The sequence below is a fragment of the Candidatus Poriferisocius sp. genome, assembly GCF_965219775.1.
Taxonomy (GTDB): domain Bacteria; phylum Actinomycetota; class Acidimicrobiia; order Acidimicrobiales; family Bin134; genus Poriferisocius.
The window spans coordinates 2,349,377-2,375,265 of sequence record NZ_OZ244793.1; the positions used below are offsets into that span (position 1 = coordinate 2,349,377).

Annotated in this window: 29 protein-coding genes and 1 tRNA gene; 14 read left to right on the plus strand and 16 right to left on the minus strand. The window is 68.9% G+C overall.

Annotated elements, in window-relative coordinates:
- Positions 1-37: 37 nt before the first annotated feature.
- The 3 genes from ACOQPQ_RS10520 to ACOQPQ_RS10530 are packed head-to-tail and all read left to right on the plus strand — an operon-like array spanning position 38 to position 2,406.
- Positions 38-1,579, plus strand: a complete 1,542-nt coding sequence (locus ACOQPQ_RS10520; protein WP_420640393.1) for an acyl-CoA carboxylase subunit beta — start codon at positions 38-40, stop codon at positions 1,577-1,579.
- Positions 1,580-1,639: 60 nt separating this feature from the next.
- Positions 1,640-1,834: a hypothetical protein gene (locus tag ACOQPQ_RS10525; RefSeq protein ID WP_420639388.1), complete on the plus strand. Its 195-nt coding sequence runs from the start codon at positions 1,640-1,642 to the stop codon at positions 1,832-1,834.
- On the plus strand, positions 1,831-2,406 hold the full coding sequence (locus ACOQPQ_RS10530) for an MOSC domain-containing protein (RefSeq protein ID WP_420639389.1): 576 nt from the start codon (positions 1,831-1,833) through the stop codon (positions 2,404-2,406). The genes ACOQPQ_RS10525 and ACOQPQ_RS10530 overlap by 4 nt, the downstream gene beginning before the upstream one ends.
- On the opposite strand, the gene aat is transcribed toward ACOQPQ_RS10530, so the two are convergent.
- Both aat and ACOQPQ_RS10540 read right to left on the minus strand, forming a co-directional pair.
- Positions 2,363-3,076: a leucyl/phenylalanyl-tRNA--protein transferase gene (aat, locus tag ACOQPQ_RS10535; RefSeq protein WP_420639390.1), complete on the minus strand. Its 714-nt coding sequence runs from the start codon at positions 3,074-3,076 to the stop codon at positions 2,363-2,365. The two genes, ACOQPQ_RS10530 and aat, sit on opposite strands and share 44 nt — an antisense overlap.
- A gap of 37 nt (positions 3,077-3,113) precedes the next feature.
- Positions 3,114-4,604: a peptidylprolyl isomerase gene (locus tag ACOQPQ_RS10540; protein WP_420639391.1), complete on the minus strand. Its 1,491-nt coding sequence runs from the start codon at positions 4,602-4,604 to the stop codon at positions 3,114-3,116.
- A gap of 169 nt (positions 4,605-4,773) precedes the next feature.
- On the opposite strand from ACOQPQ_RS10540, the gene ACOQPQ_RS10545 reads away from it, so the two are divergent.
- Together ACOQPQ_RS10545 and ACOQPQ_RS10550 are read left to right on the plus strand one after the other, a co-directional pair.
- Positions 4,774-5,988 (plus strand): aspartate kinase, encoded by a 1,215-nt coding sequence (locus ACOQPQ_RS10545; RefSeq protein ID WP_420639392.1) that lies wholly within the window; start codon positions 4,774-4,776, stop codon positions 5,986-5,988.
- A gap of 41 nt (positions 5,989-6,029) precedes the next feature.
- Positions 6,030-7,049: an aspartate-semialdehyde dehydrogenase gene (locus ACOQPQ_RS10550; RefSeq protein WP_420639393.1), complete on the plus strand. Its 1,020-nt coding sequence runs from the start codon at positions 6,030-6,032 to the stop codon at positions 7,047-7,049.
- Here ACOQPQ_RS10550 and ACOQPQ_RS10555 read toward each other — a convergent pair.
- The 4 genes from ACOQPQ_RS10555 to ACOQPQ_RS10570 all read right to left on the minus strand — a co-directional run bounded on the left by ACOQPQ_RS10555 (position 7,046) and on the right by ACOQPQ_RS10570 (position 9,815).
- Positions 7,046-7,303: a MazG nucleotide pyrophosphohydrolase domain-containing protein gene (locus ACOQPQ_RS10555; RefSeq protein WP_420639394.1), complete on the minus strand. Its 258-nt coding sequence runs from the start codon at positions 7,301-7,303 to the stop codon at positions 7,046-7,048. The genes ACOQPQ_RS10550 and ACOQPQ_RS10555 overlap by 4 nt on opposite strands.
- Before the next feature lie 90 nt (positions 7,304-7,393).
- Positions 7,394-8,188 (minus strand): SDR family NAD(P)-dependent oxidoreductase, encoded by a 795-nt coding sequence (locus ACOQPQ_RS10560; RefSeq protein ID WP_420639395.1) that lies wholly within the window; start codon positions 8,186-8,188, stop codon positions 7,394-7,396.
- A 4-nt stretch (positions 8,189-8,192) separates the two neighbouring features.
- A complete protein-coding gene (locus tag ACOQPQ_RS10565; RefSeq protein ID WP_420639396.1) occupies positions 8,193-9,389 on the minus strand; it encodes an amidohydrolase family protein in 1,197 nt (398 codons plus the stop codon).
- A gap of 36 nt (positions 9,390-9,425) precedes the next feature.
- Entirely contained in the window at positions 9,426-9,815 is a 390-nt protein-coding gene (locus ACOQPQ_RS10570; protein WP_420639397.1) for a nuclear transport factor 2 family protein, read from the minus strand.
- An 86-nt stretch (positions 9,816-9,901) separates the two neighbouring features.
- Here ACOQPQ_RS10570 and ACOQPQ_RS10575 point away from each other — a divergent pair, with 86 nt between their 5' ends.
- From ACOQPQ_RS10575 to ACOQPQ_RS10590, 4 genes are all read left to right on the plus strand, one after another.
- On the plus strand, positions 9,902-11,467 hold the full coding sequence (locus ACOQPQ_RS10575; protein ID WP_420639398.1) for an acyl-CoA mutase large subunit family protein: 1,566 nt from the start codon (positions 9,902-9,904) through the stop codon (positions 11,465-11,467).
- A gap of 70 nt (positions 11,468-11,537) precedes the next feature.
- The gene (locus tag ACOQPQ_RS10580; protein ID WP_420640394.1) at positions 11,538-11,933 is read left to right on the plus strand and encodes a cobalamin B12-binding domain-containing protein; all 396 of its coding nucleotides are present in this window, start codon (positions 11,538-11,540) and stop codon (positions 11,931-11,933) included.
- Entirely contained in the window at positions 11,930-12,889 is a 960-nt protein-coding gene (gene meaB, locus ACOQPQ_RS10585; RefSeq protein ID WP_420639399.1) for a methylmalonyl Co-A mutase-associated GTPase MeaB, read from the plus strand. Before ACOQPQ_RS10580 ends, meaB begins: the two co-directional genes overlap by 4 nt.
- A gap of 1 nt (position 12,890) precedes the next feature.
- Positions 12,891-14,606 (plus strand): acyl-CoA dehydrogenase, encoded by a 1,716-nt coding sequence (locus ACOQPQ_RS10590; protein WP_420639400.1) that lies wholly within the window; start codon positions 12,891-12,893, stop codon positions 14,604-14,606.
- 8 nt (positions 14,607-14,614) lie between these two features.
- Here the strand turns inward: ACOQPQ_RS10590 and ACOQPQ_RS10595 are convergent, their stop codons facing one another.
- Positions 14,615-15,019 carry a hypothetical protein gene (locus ACOQPQ_RS10595; protein ID WP_420639401.1) on the minus strand — a complete coding sequence of 135 codons (405 nt, stop codon included), beginning with the start codon at positions 15,017-15,019 and terminating at the stop codon, positions 14,615-14,617.
- A 209-nt stretch (positions 15,020-15,228) separates the two neighbouring features.
- Here ACOQPQ_RS10595 and ACOQPQ_RS10600 point away from each other — a divergent pair, with 209 nt between their 5' ends.
- Together ACOQPQ_RS10600 and ACOQPQ_RS10605 are read left to right on the plus strand one after the other, a co-directional pair.
- The gene (locus ACOQPQ_RS10600) at positions 15,229-16,572 is read left to right on the plus strand and encodes a peptidoglycan DD-metalloendopeptidase family protein (RefSeq protein WP_420639402.1); all 1,344 of its coding nucleotides are present in this window, start codon (positions 15,229-15,231) and stop codon (positions 16,570-16,572) included.
- Positions 16,573-16,646: 74 nt separating this feature from the next.
- On the plus strand, positions 16,647-17,813 hold the full coding sequence (locus tag ACOQPQ_RS10605; RefSeq protein WP_420639403.1) for a zinc-dependent alcohol dehydrogenase: 1,167 nt from the start codon (positions 16,647-16,649) through the stop codon (positions 17,811-17,813).
- Between the two features lie 31 nt (positions 17,814-17,844).
- Here ACOQPQ_RS10605 and ACOQPQ_RS10610 read toward each other — a convergent pair whose 3' ends face one another.
- Positions 17,845-18,936, minus strand: coding sequence for an Ldh family oxidoreductase (locus ACOQPQ_RS10610; RefSeq protein ID WP_420639404.1), 1,092 nt, complete (start codon positions 18,934-18,936; stop codon positions 17,845-17,847).
- Between the two features lie 3 nt (positions 18,937-18,939).
- The gene (locus ACOQPQ_RS10615) at positions 18,940-19,452 is read right to left on the minus strand and encodes a DoxX family protein (protein WP_420639405.1); all 513 of its coding nucleotides are present in this window, start codon (positions 19,450-19,452) and stop codon (positions 18,940-18,942) included.
- 104 nt (positions 19,453-19,556) lie between these two features.
- Here ACOQPQ_RS10615 and ACOQPQ_RS10620 point away from each other — a divergent pair, with 104 nt between their 5' ends.
- Positions 19,557-19,814, plus strand: a complete 258-nt coding sequence (locus ACOQPQ_RS10620; RefSeq protein ID WP_420639406.1) for a hypothetical protein — start codon at positions 19,557-19,559, stop codon at positions 19,812-19,814.
- Positions 19,815-19,890: 76 nt separating this feature from the next.
- On the opposite strand, the gene ACOQPQ_RS10625 is transcribed toward ACOQPQ_RS10620, so the two are convergent.
- Positions 19,891-20,166, minus strand: a complete 276-nt coding sequence (locus tag ACOQPQ_RS10625) for a cell division protein CrgA (protein ID WP_420639407.1) — start codon at positions 20,164-20,166, stop codon at positions 19,891-19,893.
- A gap of 37 nt (positions 20,167-20,203) precedes the next feature.
- Between ACOQPQ_RS10625 and ACOQPQ_RS10630 the strand changes: the two genes are divergently transcribed.
- Positions 20,204-20,785 (plus strand): anthranilate synthase component II, encoded by a 582-nt coding sequence (locus ACOQPQ_RS10630; protein ID WP_420639408.1) that lies wholly within the window; start codon positions 20,204-20,206, stop codon positions 20,783-20,785.
- A 7-nt stretch (positions 20,786-20,792) separates the two neighbouring features.
- Here ACOQPQ_RS10630 and pknB read toward each other — a convergent pair whose 3' ends face one another.
- Both pknB and ACOQPQ_RS10640 read right to left on the minus strand, forming a co-directional pair.
- Positions 20,793-23,120 carry a Stk1 family PASTA domain-containing Ser/Thr kinase gene (gene pknB, locus ACOQPQ_RS10635; RefSeq protein WP_420639409.1) on the minus strand — a complete coding sequence of 776 codons (2,328 nt, stop codon included), beginning with the start codon at positions 23,118-23,120 and terminating at the stop codon, positions 20,793-20,795.
- A 34-nt stretch (positions 23,121-23,154) separates the two neighbouring features.
- A complete protein-coding gene (locus tag ACOQPQ_RS10640; RefSeq protein ID WP_420639410.1) occupies positions 23,155-23,949 on the minus strand; it encodes a PP2C family protein-serine/threonine phosphatase in 795 nt (264 codons plus the stop codon).
- A 139-nt stretch (positions 23,950-24,088) separates the two neighbouring features.
- Between ACOQPQ_RS10640 and ACOQPQ_RS10645 the strand changes: the two genes are divergently transcribed.
- A tRNA-Leu gene (locus ACOQPQ_RS10645) sits at positions 24,089-24,172 on the plus strand.
- Between the two features lie 46 nt (positions 24,173-24,218).
- On the opposite strand, the gene ACOQPQ_RS10650 is transcribed toward ACOQPQ_RS10645, so the two are convergent.
- From ACOQPQ_RS10650 to ACOQPQ_RS10665, 4 genes are all read right to left on the minus strand, one after another.
- Positions 24,219-24,497 carry a carboxymuconolactone decarboxylase family protein gene (locus ACOQPQ_RS10650; RefSeq protein WP_420639411.1) on the minus strand — a complete coding sequence of 93 codons (279 nt, stop codon included), beginning with the start codon at positions 24,495-24,497 and terminating at the stop codon, positions 24,219-24,221.
- A 51-nt stretch (positions 24,498-24,548) separates the two neighbouring features.
- Complete coding sequence (locus tag ACOQPQ_RS10655) at positions 24,549-24,722, minus strand: carboxymuconolactone decarboxylase family protein (RefSeq protein ID WP_420639412.1); 174 nt, start codon at positions 24,720-24,722, stop codon at positions 24,549-24,551.
- Entirely contained in the window at positions 24,719-25,087 is a 369-nt protein-coding gene (locus ACOQPQ_RS10660; RefSeq protein ID WP_420639413.1) for a hypothetical protein, read from the minus strand. Before ACOQPQ_RS10660 ends, ACOQPQ_RS10655 begins: the two co-directional genes overlap by 4 nt.
- A 66-nt stretch (positions 25,088-25,153) precedes the next feature.
- The gene (locus ACOQPQ_RS10665) at positions 25,154-25,870 is read right to left on the minus strand and encodes an MBL fold metallo-hydrolase (protein WP_420639414.1); all 717 of its coding nucleotides are present in this window, start codon (positions 25,868-25,870) and stop codon (positions 25,154-25,156) included.
- Positions 25,871-25,889 lie beyond the last annotated feature (19 nt).

Below are 25,889 nucleotides of genomic sequence, written 5' to 3' on the forward strand. Positions count from 1 at the left end.
CCCCATGTAGCCTGGCACGATCATGGCCGAGCACTCGATGAAGGACCGCCTCGACGACCTGGAGCGCCGCAAGCACGAGGCCCTGCACGCCGGGCCCCAGCGGGCGGTGGACCGCCAGCACGACAAGGGCAAGATGCTGGCCCGGGAGCGCATCGCGTACCTCCTGGACGACGGCTCCTTCCACGAACTGGACATGCTGGCCCGACATCGGGCGCTGGACAGCGGCATCGAGGAGCGGCCCTACACCGACGGGGTCATCACCGGGTGGGGCACCATCGACGGTCGCAAGGTGTTCCTGTTCGCCCAGGACTTCACCGTGTTCGGGGGGGCCCTGGGGGAGGTGTTCGCCGAGAAGATTCACAAGGTGATGGATCTGGCCCTGTCGGTGGGCGCCCCCATGATCGGCCTCAACGACGGGGCCGGGGCCCGCATCCAGGAGGGGGTGGTCTCGCTGGACTCCTACGGGGGCATCTTCCACCGCAACGTCAAGTCTTCCGGGGTCATCCCGCAGATCAGCGTCATCCTGGGACCGTGCGCCGGTGGGGCGGTGTACAGCCCGGCCATGACCGACTTCGTGTTCATGGTGGCCGAGAAGTCCCACATGTTCATCACCGGCCCCGACGTGGTCAAGACGGTGACCGGGGAGGAAGTCACCCTCGAGGATCTGGGCGGGGCCCGATCCCATTCCACCAAGTCGGGGGTCGCCACTTTTGTCGGCCAGACCGAGGAAGAGGTGCTCGACGAGGTCCGATTCCTCATCGGCCACCTGCCCCCCAACAACCTCGAGGAACCCCCCCGAACCGACGTCACCGACGACCCCGAGCGCCTCACCCCCGAGCTGCGCGACATCATGCCCGACAGCCCCAACCTGCCCTACGACATGCGCAGGGTGATCCAGGCCACCGTCGACGACGGCGAGTTCATGGAGTATCACGCCCACTGGGCCCAGTCCATCGTGTGCGGCTTCGGCCGCCTGAACGGTTACACGGTGGGCGTGGTCGGCAACCAGCCCATGGTGTTGGCCGGCGTGCTCGACATCGAATCCTCGTCCAAGGCGGCCCGCTTCGTTCGGACGTGCGACGCCTTCAACATCCCGCTCCTCACCCTGGTGGACGTGCCCGGCTTTCTGCCCGGCGTCGACCAGGAGCACGGCGGCATCATCCGCCACGGAGCCAAGTTGCTCTACGCCTACTGCGAGGCCACCGTGCCCCGCATCCAGGTCATCACCCGCAAGGCCTACGGGGGGGCCTACGTGGTGATGGACTCCAAGTCGGTGGGGTCGGATCTGTCGTTCGCCTGGCCGGGGGCGGAGCTGGCCGTGATGGGTCCTCAGGGCGCGGTGGAGATCATCCACCGCCGGGAACTCCAGTCGGCGGCCGACCCGGCGGCCCGGCGCGCCGAGCTGGTGGACGAGTACACCGAGCGCTACGCCAACCCCTACATCGCCGCCGAGCGGGGTTACATCGACGACGTGATCGACCCGGCCGACACCCGGCGGCTGGTGATCGCCGGTTTCGAGATGCTCCGCTCCAAGCGGGAGGAGCTGTTGCCCCGAAAGCACGGGGTCATCCCCCTCTAGAAGGCCACCGAGCAATGAGGGCGCCCACCACCGACACCCCGTGAACGAGGACCACCCATCGTGAACACCTTCCGCATCACCCCCCAACCCACCGAGGCCCAAGTGGCGGCCATCATGGCCGCCTTCGAAGCCCTGCGGCCTCGGCCCGCGGCCGTTGCCCCGATCCGATCGGCGACGGCGGGTTGGCGGTTCAGCGGCCGGTGGTGGACCACCCCGGGGGCACCCCTGCGTCGGTCTCCTACACTGCGACGATGACCGCCGACCCTGCCCGCCACCGCACGCCCGAGGAGTTGGAGGCCGCCCTTGCGCACATCCGCCTTGCGCCCGACGACCACGGCACCCTGGAACTGATCGTGCGCCGACCCGACGTCGACCAGCGGGAGATCCTGGACACCGGCACCCTCACACCGGAGGCCGGACTGGAGGGCGACAGTTGGGGGCAGCGCCCCGACCGCACGACCCCCGACGGCAGCCCCGATCCCAACAAGCAGCTCAACATCATGAACTCCCGGGCCGTCGCCGCGGTCGCCGGGCCGACCGAACGGTGGGCCCTGGCCGGAGATCAGCTCTACATCGACCTGAACCTCAGCTACGAGACCCTGCCCCCGGGCACTCGGCTCGGCATCGGCGACGCCGTCCTCGAGGTCACCGCCGAACCCCACACCGGCTGCGCCAAGTTCACGTCCCGCTTCGGCCTCGACGCCATGCGCTTCGTCAACTCCCCCACCGGCCGCACCCTGAACCTGCGGGGCATCAACGCCCGGGTGGTCCACCCCGGCACCATCAGCCAGGGTGATCCGGTGGTCCGGTTGGCCGACCCGACCTGAGCCAGCCATCACCCGGCCAAGGGGGCGCCGGCAACGACACCACCTGGCGGAGTCGGCCCAGATACTCCGACCGGGGAACCTCCACCGCCCCCAGAGTGCGGAGATGGTCGGTGGCCCACTGAACGTCGAGCAGCCGGGGGACGCCGCCGGAGGCCAGTCGTCCCACCAGCGACACCAAGGCCACCTTGGAGGCGTCCCGGTCCACGTGGAACATGGACTCCCCGGCGAAGAGCCCACCGATCGACACGCCGTACAGCCCGCCCACCAACTCCCCGTCCTCGGACCAGGCCTCCACGCTGTGGGCCCATCCCAACCGGTGCAGCCGGACGTAGGCGTCCCGAATGGCCGGTGAGATCCACCCGTGGGGCCGGGCGATGGTCCGGCAGGCATCCACCACATCACCAAAGGCGACGTCGGTGGTGATGCGATAGCGGCGGAGCGACCGGCGCAGGGAACGGCTCACCCGCAGGTCCTCCAGGGGGATCACCCCCCGGGGATCGGGCGACCACCACCCCAGCTTGTCGGTGCGCCCCAACGGCATGGGGAACAGGCCGGCCCGGTAGGCGGCCAACAGCGTGCCGGGAGCCAGATCGGCGCCCACGGCCACCAAACCCAGTTCATCAGCGGTCTCGGGCGACGGAAACTCCCACCGGCTGGGTTCGGGCTCCACCGGGTGGCTCTCGCCGAGGCGGCGGGCGACCGGCCTGCTAGCCGGATTCCTCGATGACCACCGAGTTCACGATGACTTGGGGGTCGGGGGCCCCGCCGAGCGGATTGTTGGGCTGGTCCACGTGGCTGGCCAAAATGGCCTCGGCCACCGCCAGGCTCTCCTCGTCCATCTGGCCGAACACCACGTAGGTGCCCTGATTGTTCAGCAGGGCGGTGTTCTCGTTGACGGCGAAGAAGAACTGGGCCCCGGCGCTGTCGGGCTGGGCGGTGCGAGCCATCACGATCTGGCCGGGTTCGTAGGTGAAGCCGGAGCCCTCGTCGACGATGGTGTAGCCCGGCCCGGGGTCGCTGGGCGAGTTGGTGTGGGGGGAGCCCCCCTGGATGATGCCGATGCCCGGATCGGTGCGGAACAACACGGTGTTGTCGTAGTAGTGGTACCGGGCCAGCACCGCGAAGTTATTGGCCGTGATGGGCGTGTTGGCCGTGTCGAGGGCGATGCGCATCACCCCGGCGGTGGTGTCGAACACCGCGGTGTACTGCTTGGAGGCGTCCAAGCACATGGGCTGGGGACCGTCGAAGTTCAAAACGGTGGGGCCTGATCCGTCGGCCGGTGGACAGTTGCTCACGTCAATGGTCCCTTCAGGAGTGGGTTCGGTGGTCTGGATGTCGATGGAGTTGACGTACACCGGTGGGCTCGGCCATCCACCGAAGGCGGTTTCGGGATCGTCCACGTGGGTCTCCAGGATGTCGAGCACCACGTCGACGCCGCCGGCGGTGATCTCCCCCAACACATCGCCGGTGGGCTCATCGGACACGAACGGCTCCGCGGCCACCAGGTAGAACTGGCCGATGGCCCCCTCGGTGGGGGCCCACACCAGTTGGCCGGCCCGGTAGTCGGTGTTGCCGTCGGCCGGCACCGTGAATCCGGGTCCGGGGTCCTGCGAGGTGTTGGTGTTGGGCGAGCCGCCCTTGATGTAGCCGCCGCCGGGATCGGTCTTGAACACGGCGGAGCCGTCGTAGTAGCCGTACCCGGCCAGCACGGCGAAGGCGTTGACCGAATTCGGCGACCCCGCGGGGTCCAACACAACCCGGATCTCCCCGGCGCTGGTGTCGAACACCGCTGTGTAGCCCACCTCGGGGTCCAAGCACAGGGGCGGGGCAGTGTCGAAGATGGTCGTCCGAGGCACCTCGCCCTGGAAGTCGGGGCACGGCGTGCTCCCGTACCGCGCGTTGCCCCCGGCAACAGGTGGGGGTACCCCGATGTCGCCGGGGGGTGAGCCGCCGTTACCGGCAGATTCTCCGTCGGTCCCCTCGTCGGCCTCCACGGCAACGGGATCCGGCGTCTCCGGCCCGTCATCCCCCCGGGTGGAGTACCAGTAGACGATGGCCACCGCGGCGGCGATCGCCAGCACGATCAGCGTGACCCGCACCCCCCGAGACCGAAGACGACCCCGGGCGGCCGTCGCCTGGCTCCGCCGTTGGGCAACCTGGCGTCGCTGCCGCTGCCGCTCCCGCTTGTTCGTGGCCATCGCCAGAAAATCTAGAGGCGCGGCTGCCAACGTGGCGAACAGCCCGAGAAACTCCCCCGGCGACGAACGGCGCCTGTTCATGCCGACCTCCGGATGGCCGCGAGTGGGAACCATCCGAATTGCGGCAACGAGCACTCACCGGAAGACCCCGCCCGGTAGCGTTTTCCCCGTGGCCCTGGTGGTACAGAAGTTCGGCGGAACGTCGGTGGCCAACGCCGACCGCATCCGCGAGGTGGCCGACCATGTGCGCCGGTGCCGCGACCGGGGCGACCAGGTGGTGCTGGTGGTCAGCGCCATGGGCAAGGAGACCGACGAGCTGCTGGCCCTGGCCGCGGCGGTGTCCGACACCCAACCGGGCCGGGAACTGGACATGCTCATCACCGCCGGAGAGCGAAAAGCCTGCGCCCTGGTGTGCATGGCCCTCCACGATCTGGGCGTTCCCGCCGACTCCTTCACCGGGAGTCAGGCCGGCTTCGTCACCGACACCAACCACGGCAACGCCAAGATCATCGAGATCACGCCCAGCCGGGTGCAGGCCGCGCTGGACGCCGATCGGGTACCGGTGGTGGCCGGATCACAGGGGGTGAGCACCCACAACGACGTGACGTTTCTCGGTCGAGGCGGGTCCGACACCACCGCGGTGGCCCTGGCCCACAGCCTGGCCGCCGACGCCTGCGAGCTGTACACCGACGTGTCCGGGGTGTTCACCACCGATCCCCGGGTGTGCGCCGACGCTCGCAAGCTGAGCAGCATCTCCTTCGACGAGCTGCTGGAGATGACGGCGGTGGGTTGCCCCAAACCGGCGATGCGCTCCGTCGAGGTCGCCCAGAACTACGGGGTCAAGCTGCACATACGATCCGCATTCACCTGGGAGCAGGGCACCTGGGTGGTCAAGGAGGAGCCCTCCATGGAGCAACCCATCATCCGATCGGTCACCCCCGACACCTCGGAGGCCAAAATCACCGTCACCGGGGTCGCCGACCGCCCCGGCGTGGCCGCGGCCGTGTTCCGCCGGCTCGCCGACGCCGGGGTCAACGTCGACATGATCGTGCAGAACGCCTCCGAGCGGGGCATCACCGACATCTCCTTCACCGTCCCCGACGGTGACGTGGACACCGCCGCCGAAATCACCAAGAGCGCGGCCGCCGACATCGGGGCCACCGGGGTGACCGCCGACCGGGACATCGCCCGCATCAGCCTGGTGGGCGCGGGGATGAAGTCGCATCCCGGCGTGGCCGCCACCATGTTCGAGACCCTGTCGGATCATCAGATCAACATCGAGATGATCTCCACGTCCCCCATTCGCATCAGTTGCGTGATCCGACAGGACCACGCCGACGCCGCCACCCAAGCCCTGCACGAGGCCTTCGGTTTGGCCGAATAACGACAACCGTCACTCGATGCATCGCCGGTAGCATGGGGGCCGTGAACGTCGCCGTTGTGGGTGCCACCGGTCAGGTGGGCGGGGTGATGCGCCGCCTCTTGGATGAACGCCGCTTTCCGGTGGACAGGCTGCGGCTGCTGGCCTCATCTCGGTCCGCTGGTCGGGTCATCTCCTGGCGAGGGCACGACCTGGTGGTCGAGGATGCGGCCACCGCTGATTACCACGGTGTGGACATCGCCCTGTTCTCCGCCGGGGGCGGCACCGCCAAGGAGCTGGCCCCTCGGGTGGCCGACGCCGGCGCCATCGTCATCGACAACTCCTCGGCGTGGCGCATGGACCCCGACGTTCCCCTGGTGGTGCCCGAGGTCAACGCCCACACCCTCGATCGCATTCCCAAGGGCATCGTGGCCAACCCCAACTGCACCACCATGGTGGCCATGCCGGTGCTCAAGCCGCTGGCCGTGGAGGCCGGGCTACGCCGCTTGGTGATCTCCTCCTACCAGGCGGTTTCCGGCGCCGGTCTGGCCGGGGTCGACGAACTGGACCAACAAGTGGCCAAGGTGGCGGGCGAGGCCGCCGGATTGACCCACGACGGCCGGGTGGCCTCGTTCCCCGATCCCTCGGTGTTCGCCGCTCCCATCGCCTTCAACGTGGTGCCCGAGTGCGGGTCATGGGTGGACGACGGTTCGGGGGAGACCTCCGAGGAGCGCAAGTTGGTGGACGAGAGCCGCAAGATCCTGGAGCTTCCCGGTTTGGCGGTGAGCGCCACCTGCGTGCGGGTCCCGGTGTTCACCGGCCATTGCCTGGCCGTCAACGCCGAGTTCGACCGCCCCCTCAGCCCGGAACGGGCCACCGCCCTGCTGGGTGACGCCCCCGGCGTGGTGCTCGACGACGTTCCCACCCCGCTGGCCGCCGCGGGCACCGATCCCACCCGGGTGGGCCGTATTCGCACCGACCCCAGCGTGGCCCACGGCCTCTCCTTGTTCGTGGCCGGTGACAACCTCCGCAAGGGCGCCGCCCTCAACGCCGTCCAGATCGCCGAGGCCCTCGTCGCCGCCTAGAACCCTGGCGGGTTGAGGCGATACCGCATCGCCGCCTCCTCCAGGCTCAGATCGAGCTGATTGGCCAACGACGCCAACCAAGCCAGCACGTCACCCATCTCGTGCAGCCGCTCGGCATCGGTGCCCTTGCGCACCGCTTGGGCCAGCTCCCCCAGCTCCTCGCACAACCACGCCACCGTGGCCGCGATGCCCCGCTCCCGGTCTTGAGGCCCGTAGAGATCCTCCATGAGCTGCTGAAAGGCGGCAATCTCCACTGCGGCTCTGTCTACTCGATCGCCGGACCGATCGGGGTGACCCGACGAGCGATGAGCCCCCAGGGCCTCGACCAGCCTTGACCATGCCGGTCAGAGGCGGTACCCGCCGTCCACGCTGATCACCTGGCCGGTGATGCCGCCACCGGCCTCCGAGGCCAACAGCACCGCCATGGGGACCAGCTCGTCGGGCTCCAGCACCCGGCGCTGGGCGCTCTCGGCTTCCGCGTCGGCCCGAGCCTGGGCCGCGCTGACGCCCTTGGCCCGGCCCAATCGCTCAAAGTCCACCAACGACGTGTTGGTCCACCCCGGACACAAGCAGTTGACCGTGATCCCGTGGGCCGCCGCCGACACCGCCAGTTGCCGGGTCAACCCCACCAGCCCGTGCTTGGCCGCGGTGTACCCCACGCTGGCCGCGGCCCGTTTGGACGCCCCCGAGCCAATGTTGACAATGCGACCGAAGCCATGGGTTCGCATCACCGGCAGCGCCTCCTGGCTGGTCCAAAAGGCGGACTCCAGATTGAGCCGCAGGGTGGCGGCAAAGGCCTCGGCGTCGCCGGAGAACGGATCGTGGTTGCCCGGGGCGGAACCCCCGGCGTTGTTCACCAGCACGTCGACGCGCCCGAAGCGCTCGACGGCCGCTCGCACCGGTAACCGGGCCTGGGCTTCGTCGGCGGCGTCGGCCACCACCGCCCGCCCCTGGCCACCCCGGGCGGCAATCTCCGACACCACCTGCTCCAGTTGCTCGCCGGTGCGCGACGACACCACCACCGTGGCCCCCGCCTCCGCCATGCCCAGCGCAAGGGCCCGACCGATCCCCCGGCCGCCACCGGTGATCACCGCCACCCGGCCGGCCAGCGACCCGCTCACCCCGACCACCCCCGCCATGAGCTCACCGGGGCAACCGGTAGGCCTCGATGGCGTTCTCCCCCACGATCCTGCGCTGATCCTCGGCGCTGAGCGAGGACACCGACGCCTGTAGCTCGGTCACCACCCCGTCGTGGTACTCGGGATGAGGGTAATCCGAGGCCCACAGCACCCGGTCGGCACCGAGCTTCTCCGCCGACGCCGCCAGGTTCCATTCGCCGGGCTCGAAGCTGATGTAGCACTGGCGGGCGAAGTACTCGCTGGGCAACAGGGAGAGCCACCGGCCCTCCAGGGCAAAGGCCTCCACCTGCTCGTCCATCCGATCCAACTGGGTGGCGCACCAGCCCCCACCCGACTCCAGGAACAAGAACCGCAGCCGGGGAAACCTCTCGGCCACGCCGCCCATGAGGATGCGGCCCATGGTCACCATCATGTTGGCGGTGTTGCCGATGGCCTGACCCAACCCGGAGCCCCCGTACACCGGATCCACGTCGGCGTTGGTGATCTGGAGGTTCTTGTCGAACCGGCACAGCCCGAGTTTGCGGATCACGTCGGGGGTGTCCACGTGAACACCGGGGTGGAAGCCCACCGCCAGGTCGTGGTCCTGGCACGCCGCCCAGAATCGGTCGTAGACCTCGTGACTCAAGGGCAGCTCGTCGATGTAGGCCGACGGGCGGATCATCACCCCCACCAACCCCATGGCCGCCACCCGCTCCACCTCGGCCACCGCCAGCTCCATGTCCTGCAGCGGCACCGCCCCCACCGCGAACAGCCGGTCGGGAGCGGCCCCGCAGTACTCGGCCACCCATTGGTTGTAGGCCCGCTGGCAGTCCCGCACGAACTCGGCATTGCCCAGCGCGCCGATCGGATCGACGGGACCGAAGAACATCGTCCGGGTGGGATACAGCACGGCCACGTCGATCCCCACCCGGTCCAGGTCCACGATGCGGGCATCGGGATCACCTCCGCCCTTCAGCATCAGGGTGGCCAATCCGGCCCGGTACTCCTCGGCGGTCACCCCGGCATGGTCGCAAATGCGCTCCAGGGCCTCCCGGCCCCCGCTGCGCAACTCGCCCCCCACCCAGAACTCGCCGAACAGCAACTCCCCCCGAGCCTGGGGAATCCAATCTCCCCACTTGGCGGCATCCATGCGCTCCACCCACAGGTCGGTGGGCTCCATGGTGTGGCCGTCACCGTCCACCACGAGTACGTCCACGGCCATGCCTCCCTATCCCCGAACGGTCGTCGTCATGGCCCCTCAGCCGTAGGAGATGTGACGATGGGCCAGCTTCCACCCCTGATCGGTGCGCACCAGGCGATCCCGATACCTTCCGAACAACACCACCGAGGGCTCGGTGGCGGTGTTCACCCAGAACTGGAAGTAGGCGTCGGAGTGGGCCTGGTCGCCGTCCAACTCCACCGCCTGGGTGGTGATCACATGGCGGGTGTTGGTGCCCGGCCCCACGTTGCCCGAGGCTCGTCGCTCGATGGCCCCGGCCAACAGGTCTGCTCGCCCCTGAATGGTCGACCCCGGCATCTCCCAAAGCCCATCCTCGGTGAACAACCCGGCGTACTCCTCCAGGTCCCCCTCATCGGCCAGTAGCGCCAAACGGGCCACCACGTTGCGAATTGCCGCGTCGTCATTCATGCCGTGACCCTAACGCGTCCCCGATGGCGCCCCTCATCCCATTCATTGCACTTCCAACTATCGGACTTCCTTGCTAACATCCGCCAATGGCCGAGACCATGTCGGGGATCCCCCTCGACCCCACCTACGGCGATGGGCTGCAACCGGGCGACTACCCCTACACCCGAGGACTGCACCCCACCGGCTACCGCACCAAGTTGTGGACCATGCGCATGTTCGCCGGGTTCGGTACCGCCACCGACACCAATGCCCGATTTCATGCCCTGCTCCGGGCCGGGGGCACCGGCCTGTCCACCGCGTTCGACATGCCCACCCTCATGGGCCGCGACTCCGACCACCCGTGGTCGGTGGGCGAGGTGGGCCGAGCCGGAGTGGCGGTGGACACCCTGGCCGACATGGAAGACCTCTTCGCCGGCATTCACCTCGACCAGGTCACCACCTCGATGACCATCAACGGACCGGCGGCGGTGCTCATGGCCATGTACGTGGCCGTCGCCGAGAAGAGCGGGGTGAGCCGGGCCGATCTCGGCGGCACCATCCAGAACGACATCCTGAAGGAGTACCAGGCCCAAAAGGAGTACATCTTCCCGCCCCGCCCGTCGGTGCGCCTGGTGACCGACCTGATTCGCTTCACCACCGCCGAGATGCCCCGGTGGCATCCGGTGTCCATTTCCGGCTACCACATCCGCGAGGCCGGTTCCACCGCCGCCCAGGAGCTGGCCTTCACCTTGGCCAACGGTTTCGCCTACGTGGAGGCGGCCATGGCCGCCGGGCTGCCCGTCGACCAGTTCGCCCCCCGGCTGTCGTTCTTCTTCAACGCCCACAGTGACTTCTTCGAGGAGATCGGCAAGTTCCGGGCCGCCCGGCGCATCTGGGCCACGTGGATGCGGGATCGATACGGCGCCACCAACCCCAAGTCGCTCATGTGCCGGTTCCACACCCAGACCGCCGGGGTCTCCCTCACCGCGCAGCAACCGGAGAACAACATCGCCCGGGTGGCCATCCAGGCCCTGTCGGCCGTGTTGGGCGGCACCCAGAGCCTGCACACCGATTCCTACGACGAGGCCTTGGCCCTTCCCACCGAGAAAGCGGCCCGCATCGCCCTTCGCACCCAGCAGATCGTGGCCCACGAGACCGGTGCGGCCTCGGTGGTCGACCCCTTGGGCGGCGCCCCCTTCGTGGAGTGGATGACCGACGAGATGGAGCGCCAGGCCACCGAGATCTTCGACCACATCCAACGGCTCGGCGACGGCTCCATGCTGGAAGGGGTCTACGCCGGCATCGAATCGGGCTACTTCACCGGGGAGATCGCCGATGCGGCCTACCGCTTCGAGCGGGAGGTGAACGCCGGACGGCGCATCATCGTGGGGGTGAACGAGTTCACCGAAGGCGACGACGGACCGGCCAACCTGTTGTCCATCGGTCCGGACACCGAGGAGATGCAACTCAAGCGGCTCCACCAGATTCGGGGCGACCGCAACCAGCAGGCGGTGCGGGAATCGCTGGCCGCATTGGCCGAGGCCGCCGAACAGCCCGACGTCAACCTGATGCCCTTCATCATCGACGCCACCCGGACCTACGCCACCGAAGGGGAGATCATCGCCTCGCTGGAATCGGTGTTCGGCACCTACGTCGAAGCCGCCGTGGTGTGATCCGGTGAGCGACTCGAGCACCCCCACCGAACATGTCCCGAACCACCACCATGCCCACGACGACGTTCCCATCCGGGTGGTGCTGGCCAAATTGGGATTGGACGGCCATGACCGCGGCCTCAAGGTGGTAGCCCGCACCCTGAGGGACGCGGGCCTGGAGGTGATCTACCTCGGCCTTCGCCAGACCACCGACAGCATCGTGGCCGCCTGCGAGCAAGAGGACGCCGACGTGATCGGATTGTCGATGCACAATGCCGGTCATCTCACCCTGGCCCCCCGCATGGTGCAGGCCGCCGCCGACGCCGGCCTGGACGTTCCCGTGGTGATCGGCGGCATCGTGCCCGCCGACGACATCCCCCTTCTGCTCGATGCCGGGGTGGCCGCGGTGCTGGGTCCGGGGGCGTCGGCCACCGAGGTGGTGACCGCAGTCCGGCTCGCCGCCCGCCAGCCGTCCGGCACCCGGTGACCAGCCCGCCGCTTCAGCCCCTGTGCGAGGCCGCCCGGGCGGGCGACCGTCGGGCCCTGGGTCGGTTGCTCACTCTGGTGGAGCGTGGCGGCTCCCCGGCCACCGAGGTGGCCCAGTGGGCCCATCGCCGGGCGGGTCAGGCCCGAGTCCTCGGTATCACCGGGGCCCCCGGCGCGGGCAAGTCCACCATCGTGGGGCGCTTGGCCGCCGCCTCCCACGCCCCTCGGCCCGCCGTCTTGGCCATTGATCCCAGCTCTCCCCTCACCGGCGGGGCCATCCTGGGCGACCGCATCCGCATGGACAACCATGTGGGCACCGGAGCCTTCGTCCGATCCATGGCCACTCGGGGCCATGGCGGTGGGCTGGCGGTGGCGGTACCCGACGCCGTGCGGGTGCTGGACGCCGCCGGCTGCGACCCGATCCTGGTGGAAACGGTGGGGGTCGGCCAGGTGGAGGTGGCCATCGCGGCGGCCACCGACACCACGGTGGTGGTGGTCACCCCCGGCTGGGGTGATGCGGTGCAGGCCAACAAGGCGGGCCTGCTGGAAATCGCCGACGTGTTCGTGGTGAACAAGGCCGACCGACCCGACGCCCGCGGGGCCCGTCGAGACTTGGAGTTGATGCTCGATTTCGGCCACCGGGGCGACTGGCGGGCGCCCATCGTGCTCACCACGGCCACCGAGGGAACCGGCATCGACGACCTGTGGGCCGAGATAGAGCGCCACACCACGCACCTGCACGACTCCGGCGAACTCCGGCTGCGCCGCCGGGAACGACTTCGCACCGAAGTGGCCGACCGGCTTGACTTCGGCCTGCGCACCCGCATCAGAGAGTTGCTCGAAGGCCCCGCCGGTCGGGCCGTCCTCGACCGGGTGGACCACCGCGAGCTGTCACCGGCGGCGGGGGCGTACCAGTTGTTGGCTGCCTTGGCCGCCCCCGAACCCCCGAAGAACTGACATGACCACCTACCACCCACCTCTGGACGACCTGACCTTCGCCCTGCGCCACCTGGCCGATCTCGACGAGCTGGGCCGGTACCCCGCCTGGGCGGACGCCGGCCTGGAACACACCGAGGACCTCTTGGCCGAGGCCGGACGGCTGGCCGCCGAGGTCGTCGCTCCCGCCAACCGAGTGGGTGATCAGATCGGCAGCGTGCTCGACGACGAGGGCAACGTGATCACCCCGCCCGGATTTCGCGAGGCTTATCAGCAGTTCACCCACGGCGGCTGGACCGCAGTGTCGGCCGATCCCGACCACGGAGGGGCCGGCTTTCCCCTGGTGGTGGACGTGGCCATCCAGGAGATGTTCACCTCGGCCAACATGGCCTTCTCGCTGTGCCCGATGCTCAGCCAGAGCGCCATCGGTGCCATCGCGGCCCACGGCAGCCCCGAGCAGCAGCACCGCTGGCTGCCGTCACTCACCACCGGCACCTGGACCGGAACCATGTTGTTGACCGAACCCCAGGCCGGCTCCGACGTGGGCGCCCTCACTACCCGGGCCGAGCGCCAAAGCGACGGCAGCTACAAGCTGTGGGGCCAGAAGATCTTCATCACCTGGGGCGAGCACGACCTGGCCGACAACATCGTCCACTGCGTGTTGGCCCGCACCCCCGACGCTCCCGCCGGCACCCGGGGCATCTCCCTGTTCCTGGTGCCCAAACACCTCGTGGCACCCGACGGCGGCCTGGGGGAGCGCAACGCCATTCGCTGCATCGGCTTGGAGCACAAGGTGGGCATCCATGCCAGCCCGACCTGCGTCATGGAACTGGACGGCGCCGTGGGCGAGTTGGTGGGAGAGCCCAACCAAGGGATGCGCCTGATGTTCACCATGATGAACAAGGCTCGGCTCCTCGTCGGGCTGGAAGGTCTGGCCATCGCCGAGCGGGCCTACCAGCAGGCGGCCGCCTTCGCCGCCGAGCGTCGCCAGGGCCGCCGACCCGACACCGATCCCGGCCATCAGGCACCCATTGCCCACCACCCCGACGTGCGTCGCATGTTGCTGGACATGCGGGCCCGCACCGAGGCCATGCGGGGTCTGGTGCTGTACACCGCGTCGACGTCCGACCGGGCGGCCGCCCATCCCGACGAGGGCGAGCGGCAACACGCCCGGCTGCGGGCCGAGTTGCTCACCCCAGTGGTCAAGGCCTGGTGTACCGACCAGGGGGTCGAGGTGGCCTCGGTGGGCATCCAGGTACACGGGGGCATGGGTTTCATCGAGGAGACCGGGGCGGCCCAACACTGGCGTGACAGCCGCATCGCCCCCATCTACGAGGGCACCAACGGCATCCAGGCCATCGATCTGGTGGGCCGCAAGCTGTCCATGGACGACGGTGCCCCCTTGGCCCGCTTCCTGGAGGACATGACCGGTCTGGACGACAACCTGGACCGGGCGGTGGCCGCAGTGGCCGACGCCGCCCGCTGGTTGGCCGCCCACCCCGGCGACGACGCCCTGGCGGGCGCCACCCCCTTTCTGCAGATGCTGGGCCTCACCGCCGGGGGCTGGGTCATGGCTCGGGCCGTGCGCACCGCCGAGCACCTGGCCACCACCGAACCTGATCGAACGGCGTTCTGGCAAACGAAAGAGCTGACCGGGCGCTTCTATCTCGACCAAATCCTGCCCGCGGCTCCCGCGCTGTACCCGGCGGTCACCGCCGGAGTCGCCGCTTTGGGCTGATTGCTCTACTAACCGCCCAGGCGTTGGCGGGCGGCCGCGCTTCGGGCCAAAAGATGAGCGGGCACGGTGGCCCCGTTCACGTCCACGTCCCCGGCAGCCTCGCCATTGGCACCGGCTGGGGCCTCGTCCGACGCCGCCGAACCATCCCCCGTGTCCGACGTCGCACCGGAGGCCGCCGCGGCCTCGCCGGCGGCTCGCTGGGCCAGGAAACCCTCCCAGTCGTCCTCCCGGACCAGCTTGTGGCGATGGATCGACCCCCGCTCGGCCCCGGTGTCGAACCGCACCCAGTAGCGCAGCCACCGCATACCGGTGTGCATCAACACCTCGCCCGACGTGCCCTCGGCCACGCCCGCCAGATCCTCGGCCAAAACGACTCGATCTCGGCGACCCAACACGTCGGTCCCTCCGGCCATCGCCTCAGGGTACCCAGTGACGGCCCATCCGGGGAAACCACCAACGCACCACCAGCAAACCAGCCCAATATTGACAACTTCAGCAACATTGGCCACAATGCGGGCGGCTGCGGGTACTTGGCTCATTATTGCGGTTTGGTTACAATCTCCGTCAGTGGGGCGGTCGGAGAGCAGGCCAAGGGGCCACAGAAAGAGGCCGTAGAGTCGCCGTGATTCCCAAGTTTGCTCGCATTGCGCTGCTGGTGGCCGCCACCCAGCTCTTGGTGTTGAGCGCCACCGGCGTGGCCCAGGACACCTTCGTCGACGAGCGCCGAGCCGCCATCGAGCAACGGGAGCGGGACATCGAGGAGCGGCGACGCCAACAGGAGGTCCTGCAGAACCAGGCCCTGTTCGCCGTCTCTCAGCTTGACGCCACCAACGCCCAGATCGAAGAGGTGGACGCCTACCTCACCGAAATCAACGGGTGGATTGCCGCCGCCCAGACCCGATTGGAGGCGGTGGAACTCTCCCGGACAGCCGCCCGCCAACGGGCCGACAACGCCCAGGAGCGCCAGGGGGAACTGAGTCAGGAGATCACCGCCATCCGTGAGCGCCTGCGCGGGCAAGTGGTGCAGATCTACCTGGACTTGGTGGAGGAGGAGAACTTCCTCCTCGAGGACGGCGACCCCAACCGCAACGCCCGCCGCCAGTACTACATCGAGGAACTCGGGGCCGACGCCCAGGTGCTCATCGACCGGCTGCGCCGAGCGAGCGACGACCTGCAGGCGGCCATCGACCAGGCCGAGCAGGCCCAGACCGAGTTCGACCAGGCCCAGACCGAAATCCAGGCAACCCTGGCCGAACTCGAGGACCTCCGCCAGGCCCAGGAGAAGCTCCAGGAAGAGTGGGACCACCGCCGCCAAGAGCTGCAGGATCGCATCGACGCCGAGGCCGAGGTCCAGCGTGCCCTGGAGGACGAGATCGCCGGGCTCAACCAGGAAATCTCCGGCTTCGAGAACGAGATCGAACGGGAGAACGAACGACGACGCCTCGAAGAGGAACGACGCAAGCGGGAAGCCGAGCTGGCCCGATTGGCCGAACTGGAGCGCCAGCGTCAGGCCGACCTGGACCGCCTCGCAGATCAAGCGAGCGGCGGCCAGTTCGACGACCCCGACATCGCCGCTCCCCCCGAATTCTTCCAGCCGGTACCGGGCACCATCGGCTCCGGTTTCGGCAACCGGGTCCACCCCATCTTCGGCACCGTTCGCTTCCACGCCGGGGCCGACTTCGGCGGCAACACCGGCGATCCCATTCGGGCCGCCGCCTCGGGCACCGTGACCCAGGCGCAGTGGCGGGAGGGCTACGGCAACACCGTGGTCGTCGACCACGGCGACGACTGGACCACGCTGTACGCCCACCTGTCCGGCTTCAACGCCTCCGTCGGCCAACAGGTCGAGATCGGCGACGTCATCGGCTACGTGGGCAGCACCGGCTGGTCCACCGGTCCCCACCTGCACTTCGAGGTGCGTTACCGGGGTTCGCCCCGCGACCCGGCCCTCTACCTCAACGCCTGAGCCGAACGGCGCCCACCAAGTGACGTCGCCCCGTTCGGTTGTCGCCGACCCCGGGCCACGGCAAGACTGAGCCCATGCAGGCCCTGGTCTTCGAGCGCAAGCCGGCCCGGTACGCCGCCGCCGCGGTGGCCTCCCGGGTGGTACCCGGCGCCGGGGGCGGCGTCGGCCCGCTGCGCAGGCTCGACATCGACCCGCCCGAAGTACCGGGGCCCGGTTGGCATACCGTCCGCCCTCGGCTGACCGGAATTTGCGGATCCGACCTGGCCACCGTCGAGGGGCGATCCTCCCGCTACTTCGAGCCGCTGGTGTCCTTCCCGTTCGTGCCCGGCCACGAGGTGGTGGGCCTCGACGAGACCGGCCGCCGGGTGGCCCTGGAACCGGTGTTGGGGCCCGCCGCCCGTGACGAACCCCTCCCCTTCCCCGGCGCCGCGCCGGGCGACGGCCTCGACTACGGCTACCTCCTCGGGGGCGCCATCGACGACGGCATCCAGATCGGCTTTTGCGCCTCCACCGGTGGCGGCTGGGGAGAAGCCCTGGTGGCCCACCAGAGCCAGCTCCACGAAGTCCCCGATGATCTCAGCGACGAGGCGGCCGTCATGCTCGAGCCCGCCGCCGGGGGCGTCCACGCCGCCCTGAAGGCCCACGTTCAGCCGGGGGCCTCGGTGGCCGTGCTGGGGGCAGGCACCATGGGGTTGTGCTCGGTGGCCGCGGTGCGGGCCCTCACCGAGGCGGGCACCGTCCTCATCACCGCCAAATACCCCCACCAGCGCGACCTGGCCGACTCCCTGGGGGCCGACATCGTGGTCGAACCCCGAGAGGCCCGCCGGGCCGTGCGGCGGTTCTGCGGCTGTCGGATGCTGGGCGACTATCTCTCCGGCGGGGTGGACGTGACCATCGACGCGGTGGGCAGTCCGACCTCGGTGGCCGACGCCATCGCCATCACCCGGCCGCGGGGCCGCATCGTGCTGTTGGGCATGCCCGAAGCCGCTCGGCTGGACCTGACCGGCCTGTGGCACCGCGAGACCGAGATGGTCGGGGCCTACACCTACGGCACCGAGACCCTCCCCGGCGACCAAACGGCCACCAGCTTCGCCATGGCCTTCGACTTGGTGGTGTCCGCCGAGCTCCACCGCCTGGTGTCGGCCCGCTACCCCCTGGAACGCTACCGGGAGGCCATCACCCACGCGGCCGAGGCCGGGGCCCGGGGAGCCGTCAAAGTGGTCTTCGAGCAGAACCCCTGATCGCCGAGACCGCTGATCGCCAAGCCCCCGTCTAGGGAACCCCGGCGTCGGTCGACGGGGTTCCCAGGGGAGCCAGGCCCACGTCGCCGCCGAGGGCGCTGAGCTCGTCGGCCAGCTCCACCGACAGGGGGATGCCCCCGGCCAGCCGCTCGGCCCGGGTTTCGTGTTCGATCTCGCCAGGCACGTAGATCCGCTCCACCCCCTCGGCCCGCTCGGTGGCGTGGACGTCGCGGATGAGCTGATCCATCTGCTCCCGAAACCGGTCAACCCCGCAGAACCGTTCCAAATCCAGGGTGAGGAACATCCACCCTTTGGCCAGTCGCCTCTTGCCGACCAACTCGCTGTCGGTCTGTTCGGTGTGCCCGAAGCTGCTCCCGGCCACGATCCCCGACAGCACCTCCACCATCAACGCGATGCCGAACCCCTTGTAGCCCCCGAACCAGCACAGGTTCTGGGCCGACGCCGACGCGGTGTCGGTGGTGGGCCGACCCATCTCGTCGTTGGCCCACCCTTCGGGAATGGTCGGGTCGCCCCGCTTCTTGGCCAGCAGGATCTTGTTGCCCGCCACCGCGGTGGTGGCGATGTCGTACACCACCGGCAGCTCTTTTCCTGCCGGCGCCGCCCAGGAGAACGGGTTGGTCGAGAAGATGCCCGTTCGGCCACCGAAGGGAGGGACGATGGTCGGTCCGTTCTGCACGGCCATGGCAAAGCACCCGGCTTCGGCCGCGGGCAGGGTGTAGTAGGCCAGCGCGCCCAGATGGGTCCCCTCGCGCACGGTGACCGCGGCCACCCCGTGGGTCTTGGCCCGGGCCACGGCCAGTTCCATGGCGGCCACCCCGGCCACCTGGCCGAAGCCCACACCGCCGTCCAACATCACGGTGGCCCCGTCGTCGCGCACGGTGGTGACCTCGGTGCGGGGCCGCAGATGCCCCGACTTCAGTCGGGCCACGTACAGCTCCACCAGATGGGCCCCGTGGGATTCCACACCCCGCAGGTCGGCTTCCACCAGATTGTCGGCCACCACCGCCGCCTGATCCGAGGGCACCCCCCACCGCTCCAGGATGGCGATCTCATAGCGCCGCAAGACCTCGTGATCCACCAGGACCACGCCGCCGCCGCTCACCGCTCAGCCGTTGTCGTCCGTCTTGGGCGGTCGGTAGAACACCAAGAGCTGGGTCAGGGCGGCCAGCACACCGCCGCCGCCGGCGATGGCCAAACCGATGTAGCCATCCCAATCCTCGGCGATGCCCAACCCGTGGTCCACCGACCACTCCAGGGGGCCCATGGTGGCCACAACCACCGCCACCACGGCCAGCACAAAGGTGTACTCCCAGCCCTCCCGAACGATCATGAAGCCGTTGTGGCGGTGAACGGTCCAGCCGGCCACCACCATCACGCCGACCATGCCTGCGGCGGCCAGCGGGGTCAAGAACCCCAAGGCCAACAGCAACCCGGCCCCCATCTCGGTGAGCGCCGCCAGCCAGGCGTGCAATTTGCCCGGCTTCATTCCCATGCTGTCGAACCAGCCCGCCGTTCCGCTGATGCGACCGCCCTGGAAGAGCTTGCCGTATCCGTGAGCCGCAAACGTCAGGCCGATGCCCACCCGCAGGATCAACATGGCCAGATTCATCTCATCCATGAGCCCACAGTACCGTGATGCCCCGGCGGGGGCCGCACACCCGCAACCCGGGGGCGGCCCGCCCACTGCTGCTCTGGGCAACAACACACCGGTAGCCTGGAGGAGTGCCCCTTTGGCTCAGCGTGCCCATTGCCATCGTGGTCGGCATGACCCTGATCCGGGTCGGTATCGGAGTCCTGCTGATGATCCGCCAACCGCTCCCGCCGCCACCGCCGCCGGGAGAGTTGCGGAAGGTCAAGATCTCCTACCGCTGCTCCCTGTGTGCCACCGAAGTCCGCATGACCGTGGCCCCCGAGGAGGATCCGGATCCTCCCCGCCATTGTGGCGACGACATGGACCTGGTGGCCCCCATCGAGGACTGAGAGTTTTCCACAGACTGTGGACCAATCTGGGCATAAACTACAAAAGCGTAACTACGCGGCGGTCACCTGCTGACCCCTAATGCCACTGGGTGGCCACCATCATTCCGGCCAGCAACAGACCCAGCCCGCCGAGCAGGTACCAGTTGCTGGTGTCGCCGGGGAGCAGGGCCACGTAGTTGAGAACGATCACGATGGCCCCCAGGGAGAGCAGCGCGATCATCAGCACCGGCACCCACGTCGGGCTGATCTTCTCGGCGGTGGCCGACACCCGGGGGGCGGCTTCGTTCTCGGGCCGGGTTCCCCTCGGGGTCACCCGCCCGCCCTGCACTCTGCGCTTGGTCGGCTTGGCCATGGCCCAAGAATACCGGACCCCGGTATCGTGGACGACGGTGAGCCCCAGAATCCTGGTGATCGACAACTACGACTCCTTCGTCTACAACCTGGTGCAGTACCTGGGTGAGTTGGGGGCCACGCCCGTCGTCCACCGCCACGACGCCATCTCCCTGGACGACGCCCGGCAACTCGATCCCGACGGCGTGCTCATCAGTCCCGGACCGGGGCGGCCGTCGGACGCCGGTCTGAGCAACGCCGTCATCCGGGCGTTCTGCGGCGTTCGGCCCGTGCTCGGGGTGTGTCTCGGGTTGCAGTGCCTCGGGGAGGTCTTCGGCGGGCAGGTGGTGCGGGCCCCCCAGGTCATGCACGGCAAGACGTCGATCATCCGCCACACCGGTCAAGGAGTCTTCGCCGATCTCCCCAATCCCCTGGAGGCCACCCGCTACCACTCCCTCATCGTGGAACGGTCATCGGTGCCCGACGTCCTCGAGGTCACCGCCGAAACCGACGACGGGCTGGTCATGGGCCTGCGCCACCGGGACCATCCGGTGGAAGGAGTGCAGTTCCACCCGGAGTCGATCCTCACCGCGGCGGGCCACGACATGTTGGCCAACTTCTTGGCCCTGACCGAGCGCTGAGGCCGGGCTAACTCCAGGACACGGTGCAGCCGTCGTCCACACCGGGGGTGTCGCCGTCGATGCCCTCGGCCCAGTTGGCGGCATTGGCCGCGGATGCCGGCATCGGATAAGGGGGCTCCAGATTCCAGGCCACGCCGAATCCGGGAATGTCGGCGTAAGTGGCCGACAACGCCCGGCACTCCGCGGCAAACCTGCTCGACAGGGCATTCCACCGGGCAATGCTGTTCAGGGCATTGGGTTGCTGGGCGGCGGCGATGGATCGGGCATTCACCTGGGCGGCAGCGGCGGCCGCCTCGTTCCGGCGGGGGGTCAGGGCGTCCACCGGCCCAACGGGCGTGCCGTTGGGCCCGGGCGTCACCACCGGGATGACCGATGGGGGCGAGCCCACACAGGCCGTGACCTCGGTGCCCGCCAGGAGTTCCTCATCGGCGACCGGCACCTGCTCCAGGATTCGACCCACCAGCTCCTCGGTGTCGTTGGGCACGTCGCACTCCGGTACCGGCTGCAGCAACACCAGTTGCAACTCCTCCAGCCGCTGCCCGGCGGCTTGCGGGGTCAAGCCGATCAGGTTGGGCACGACCACGCGCTCCGGACCCGTCGACACCACGATGGTGATGGGGGTATCGGGTAGCAACAGCACCGGCGGCGCGGGGTCGGTGGTGATCACCAAGCCCTCCTCCACTTCCGGGGACGGCTCCTCCAGCACCTCTTCGCTCACCTCCAGGCCGGCTTGCACCAGCACCTGGGTGGCCTGGAGCAGGGTCATCCCCGCCACCTGCGGCACCTCGATGGCCTGAATGCCCTCGGCCACGTAGAGCACCACCGTGCTGCCCGGTGCCACCGGGGTGTCCACCGGGGGATCCTGCCGCAACACCTGCCCCGCCGGCGCGGTCGATCCGGTCTCCACTCGTAATTCGGAGGCGAACCCTCGATCCTGCAGGAAGCGGGCGGCGTCATCGGCACTCTGGCCCACCACGCCGGGCACGGCGACCGGTTCGGCGCCCGAACTCACCACCAGTTCGATTTCCTCCCCTTGTTCCAGCTCGGTGAGCCCGGCCGGATCCTGGGCGATTACCTCGTTGGCGGCCACCGCATCACTGGCCTGGAACACCTGGACCACACCGAAACCGGCGGCCCGCAATTGTCCGACCGCTGCTTGGTGCGTCATCCCCACCACGTCGGGCACCGACACCAGGGGAACGGGGGTGGCGGTGGCCACCACCGGCGGTGGGTCGTCACCGTTGTCGAGCACGTTGGACAACACGAAGAAGACCAGTACCGCCACGGCCACGAAAATCACCGCCGCTGCGGTGTACAGCCCGGCGCGTGACGACGGTTCCAGCACCGGCGCCGGGGCGGGGGCCGAAGGCGGCATCGGTCCGCCGCCCCCCGCCACCGGGGTACCGGCCACGGGGGCCGGAGTCTCGGGTTCCTGCACGGGCGGTGCCGGAGTCCCCCGCGGCCCGTCGCCCGCCGCCGGGCGGGATCCCAGTTGATGGCGTCCCTCGCGAAATCGTCGCAGGTCCCGCTGGAGGTCGGAGGCGGTGGGGTAGCGCCGGGCCGGATTCTTGGCCAGCAGTTTCTGGGTGATGGCCTCCAGCGACTCGGGCAGCACCACCCCCAACGACGACGGGGAGGGCACGGTCTCCTGAACGTGCTTGTAGGCCACCGCCACCGAACTGTCCCCGGTGAAGGGGGGACGCCCGCACAGCATCTCGTACAGCACCACCCCCAACGAGTACAGGTCGCTCCGGTGGTCCAGGGCCTTGCCCTGGGCCTGTTCGGGCGAGAAGTACGTGGCGGTTCCCATCACCGAGCCGGTTTGGGTCAAGTTCGACTCCGCGCCCCCGAAGGCGGCGATGGCGATGCCGAAGTCGGTCACCTTCACTTTGCCGTCGGGCGACAGCAGCACGTTTCCCGGCTTCACATCCCGATGGATCACCCCGTTGTTGTGGGCGAATCCCAGCGCACCGGCCACGTACATGGCGATCTCCGCGGCGCGCTCCGGGGGCAACGGCCCGCTCGAGCGAAGCAGCTCGGCCAGGCTGTGGCCCTCCACGTATTCCATGACGATGAAGTAGGTGCGGTCGGCCGAGCCCCAGTCGTACACCGCCACGATGTTGGGGTGGCTGAGGTTGGCCGCCGCGGTGGCCTCCCGCTTGAACCGCTCCACGAAGCTGGGGTCGGCGGCAAACTCCGGAAACAGGCGTTTGATGGCCACCGGACGGGACAGCAGGGTGTCCTGTCCCAGGAAAACGTCGGTCATGCCGCCACGAGCGATCTGATTTCGGAGTTGGTAGCGACCGCCCAGCAGCTCTTGGTCGTTGGCTGACATGGCAGAAAACAGCGTACCGGCTGGTGGGGGCCAACTAGGGGCGGCCTACGTCCGCTACATCCACGATCACCACGGTGACGTTGTCCTTGCCACCGTGGGCCAAAGCGACCTGCACCAGCGCCTCGGCGGCGGCCGTCGGCGACTGGTTCAGCCGGAGGACCGCATGGATGTCCCGGTCGGTAACCATGTTGGTCAATCCGTCGGAACACAGCAGGTAGCGATCACCACACACCGGTGTCAGCGTCCAGTCCTCCACCGCGATCGTCGGCTCAACGCCCAGGACGCGGCTCAGTTGATGGCTCTCGGGGTGGGCGTCGGCCTCCTGTTGGGTGGCCCCGAACCGCAACATCTCCTGGCCCACCGTGTGGTCGTGGGTCAGTTGGCGAAAGCCGCGGTCGTCGCTGCGGTACACCCGGGAATCCCCGATGTTCAACACCGCCAGCCCCTCCTGCGGGCCGTCCTCCACCACGGCCAGCACACACAGGGTGGTGGCCATTCCCGTCAAGGCCGCATCCGTCGATGCCCGGCTCAGAATCGCCTGGTTGGCCCGGTCCATCGCCTCCAGCAACTCCCCGACGGTCGGCGAAGGGGGGTCCGAGTCCCGGCGAGCCCGGCCCAGTCGGCGGCGGCTCTCGCTGCGGGCCGCCACCGCGGCGTCGACCTCGGCGGCCAGCGTGGCCACCGCCAGCGCGGAGGCCACCTCACCGCCCTGGTGACCGCCCAAGCCGTCGGCAACCGCGAACAACCGGTCGGTCACCAGCATCGAGTCTTCGTTCTTCTCCCGACGTCGGCCCGTGTCGGTGGCTTGCCCCGCCTCCAGCCGAATCATCCGAGTTCCATCGCCGTGGTGCCCCCACTTTGCGATGGACTATACCCACCCCCCACCCCCCTCGACAGTTCACTGCCACCAACCGATTCTCGCTTACCGATCCGACCATCCGTCTTGTACGCTGGCACCCCGACAGTCGGCGCGAGTGGCGGAATTGGCAGACGCGCAGGATTCAGGTTCCTGTGTCCGCAAGGACGTGAGGGTTCAAGTCCCTCCTCGCGCACGTCCCCCTCAACTTGCTCTCTCAGACCGCGCCCCCACGCCGAGCCTCAGGCCACGGTGCTGGTGGGGGTGGGGGTGGGGATTTCGGTGACGGGGATGGGTGGGGGTGGTCCCCAGGCGATGGCGGCCTTGGAGAAACCCGCCGCCATGGCCACGGTCAAGGCCAACTCGGCCAGCTCCTCGGAGGAGAACTCCTCACGCAACGCCTCCTGCTCGGACGGGCTGATGCCGGTGGGATCGGTGATCACCGCGTCGGCCAGCCGCAGGGCCAGTTTGAACCGATCGGGCAGGTCGCCGTCGGCGTAGCCGTCGTGGACCTGGTCCACCAGCTCCTCGGTGAGCCCCTGCTGCTTCGCACCTGCGAAGCGCAGGTTCTTTCAAATGTTGCAGTCGTTCACCCGGGCGTTGCGGAGCCGGCCCACCTCCTTGGTGGCCTGATCCAGCCTGCCCTCGCTCCACAGCGTGCCGTAGAAGCGGTTGAACGCCGCAAACAGCTCGGGCTGATGGTCGAACAGCGATGCTCCCCCCTCGGGGATGACGATTCTGGTCAAGAGATGACTCCTTTCAGTGCGGCTCGGCTACGGGCCAAGCCCTCCCAGGTGGCAATGGCGGTGGTGAGCGCGGCCAATTCCGGTGGCGTGAAGCAGGCGTTCAGTTCGGCGCACAGCTCATCGGTCACGCCGTGGGCATCCAGCACGTACTGCTCCACGAAGGCCAGCACCACCTGCTCCCGCTCGCTGCGGGGTTGACCGACCTCGACGTTCGGGCCGTCCCCTATCATCTGTTCGATACGCCCTCGGCACAGTTCCCACAGCCCGGCGTCGAAGCCCGCCTGGTCCAGGGCCGCCAACAACGCCTCCAGCGACTCCCCCACGTGGGCATCCAAAGCGGCCAGCGGGTCACCCACCTCGGTCACCCGCCGAAAGGGGCCGATCAGGGGACACAAACCGAACCCGCCGCCCCCGTGGAGCCCGCACCGTACTCACCCGCCGAACATGGCCAGCCACTGCTCGGCCGAGCGGGGCATGAACACGTAGTTGGTGCGCCGGGTCTCCCCCAGCGACGCCGACGGCTGGGGCGAGTAGAGGTGGCCGGGATACAACGTCGCACTGTCGGGCACCCTCGCCAGGCGCTGGGTGAGGCTCTCGTACATGGCCGCCGGGTCGCTGCCCGGCAAGTCGGTGCGGCCGCACCCCTCCAGGAACAGGGTGTCGCCCGCCACCAGTTTGCCGTTGGTCAGAAAGCACTGGCTGCCCGGCGTGTGGCCCGGCGTGTGGATCATCTCGATGTCCACCGCGCCCACCGACAGCACGTCACCACTGCGATGCACGCAGAGTTCGTCTTCGCTGATGCCGGTGGCCAGGCTCACGTAGTGGGCTTCGTCGGCCTGCACGTGAACCGGAACCGACACCAACTCCAGCAACTCGGCCACCCCGGTGATGGAGAACTGCATCATCGAGCCCCCCACGTGATCGGGGTGGTAGTGGGTGGCCAATACCCCGGTCAGGCGCATGCCGTCGGCCTCCAACAGGGCCACGATTCCCTCGGGATCGTACGCCGGATCCACCACCACGGCCTCGCCGGTGGCCCGATCACCGATCAGGTAGACGAAGTTCACCATCTGGCGGGCGAGCATGTCCCCCACGGCCACATCCCGCCCCGACAGGAGTTGCCGAAAATAGAACCGGTCCTCGCTCACAGCCATCGATGATAGGGGG

What these genes read in the sequence shown, in the direction of transcription:
- ACOQPQ_RS10625 (WP_420639407.1), bottom strand. Translation starts at nt 20,166, where the DNA reads ATGGCCAAGCCGACCAAGCGCAGAGTGCAGGGCGGGCGGGTGACCCCG.
- ACOQPQ_RS10575 (WP_420639398.1), top strand. Translation starts at nt 9,902, where the DNA reads ATGGCCGAGACCATGTCGGGGATCCCCCTCGACCCCACCTACGGCGAT.
- ACOQPQ_RS10640 (WP_420639410.1), bottom strand. Translation starts at nt 23,949, where the DNA reads ATGATTCGGCTGGAGGCGGGGCAAGCCACCGACACGGGCCGACGTCGG.
- ACOQPQ_RS10595 (WP_420639401.1), bottom strand. Translation starts at nt 15,019, where the DNA reads ATGGCCGGAGGGACCGACGTGTTGGGTCGCCGAGATCGAGTCGTTTTG.
- ACOQPQ_RS10565 (WP_420639396.1), bottom strand. Translation starts at nt 9,389, where the DNA reads ATGGCCGTGGACGTACTCGTGGTGGACGGTGACGGCCACACCATGGAG.
- ACOQPQ_RS10590 (WP_420639400.1), top strand. Translation starts at nt 12,891, where the DNA reads ATGACCACCTACCACCCACCTCTGGACGACCTGACCTTCGCCCTGCGC.
- ACOQPQ_RS10530 (WP_420639389.1), top strand. Translation starts at nt 1,831, where the DNA reads ATGACCGCCGACCCTGCCCGCCACCGCACGCCCGAGGAGTTGGAGGCC.
- pknB (WP_420639409.1), bottom strand. Translation starts at nt 23,120, where the DNA reads ATGTCAGCCAACGACCAAGAGCTGCTGGGCGGTCGCTACCAACTCCGA.
- ACOQPQ_RS10540 (WP_420639391.1), bottom strand. Translation starts at nt 4,604, where the DNA reads ATGGCCACGAACAAGCGGGAGCGGCAGCGGCAGCGACGCCAGGTTGCC.
- ACOQPQ_RS10520 (WP_420640393.1), top strand. Translation starts at nt 38, where the DNA reads ATGAAGGACCGCCTCGACGACCTGGAGCGCCGCAAGCACGAGGCCCTG.
- ACOQPQ_RS10570 (WP_420639397.1), bottom strand. Translation starts at nt 9,815, where the DNA reads ATGAATGACGACGCGGCAATTCGCAACGTGGTGGCCCGTTTGGCGCTA.
- ACOQPQ_RS10615 (WP_420639405.1), bottom strand. Translation starts at nt 19,452, where the DNA reads ATGGATGAGATGAATCTGGCCATGTTGATCCTGCGGGTGGGCATCGGC.
- ACOQPQ_RS10605 (WP_420639403.1), top strand. Translation starts at nt 16,647, where the DNA reads ATGCAGGCCCTGGTCTTCGAGCGCAAGCCGGCCCGGTACGCCGCCGCC.
- ACOQPQ_RS10560 (WP_420639395.1), bottom strand. Translation starts at nt 8,188, where the DNA reads ATGGCGGGGGTGGTCGGGGTGAGCGGGTCGCTGGCCGGCCGGGTGGCG.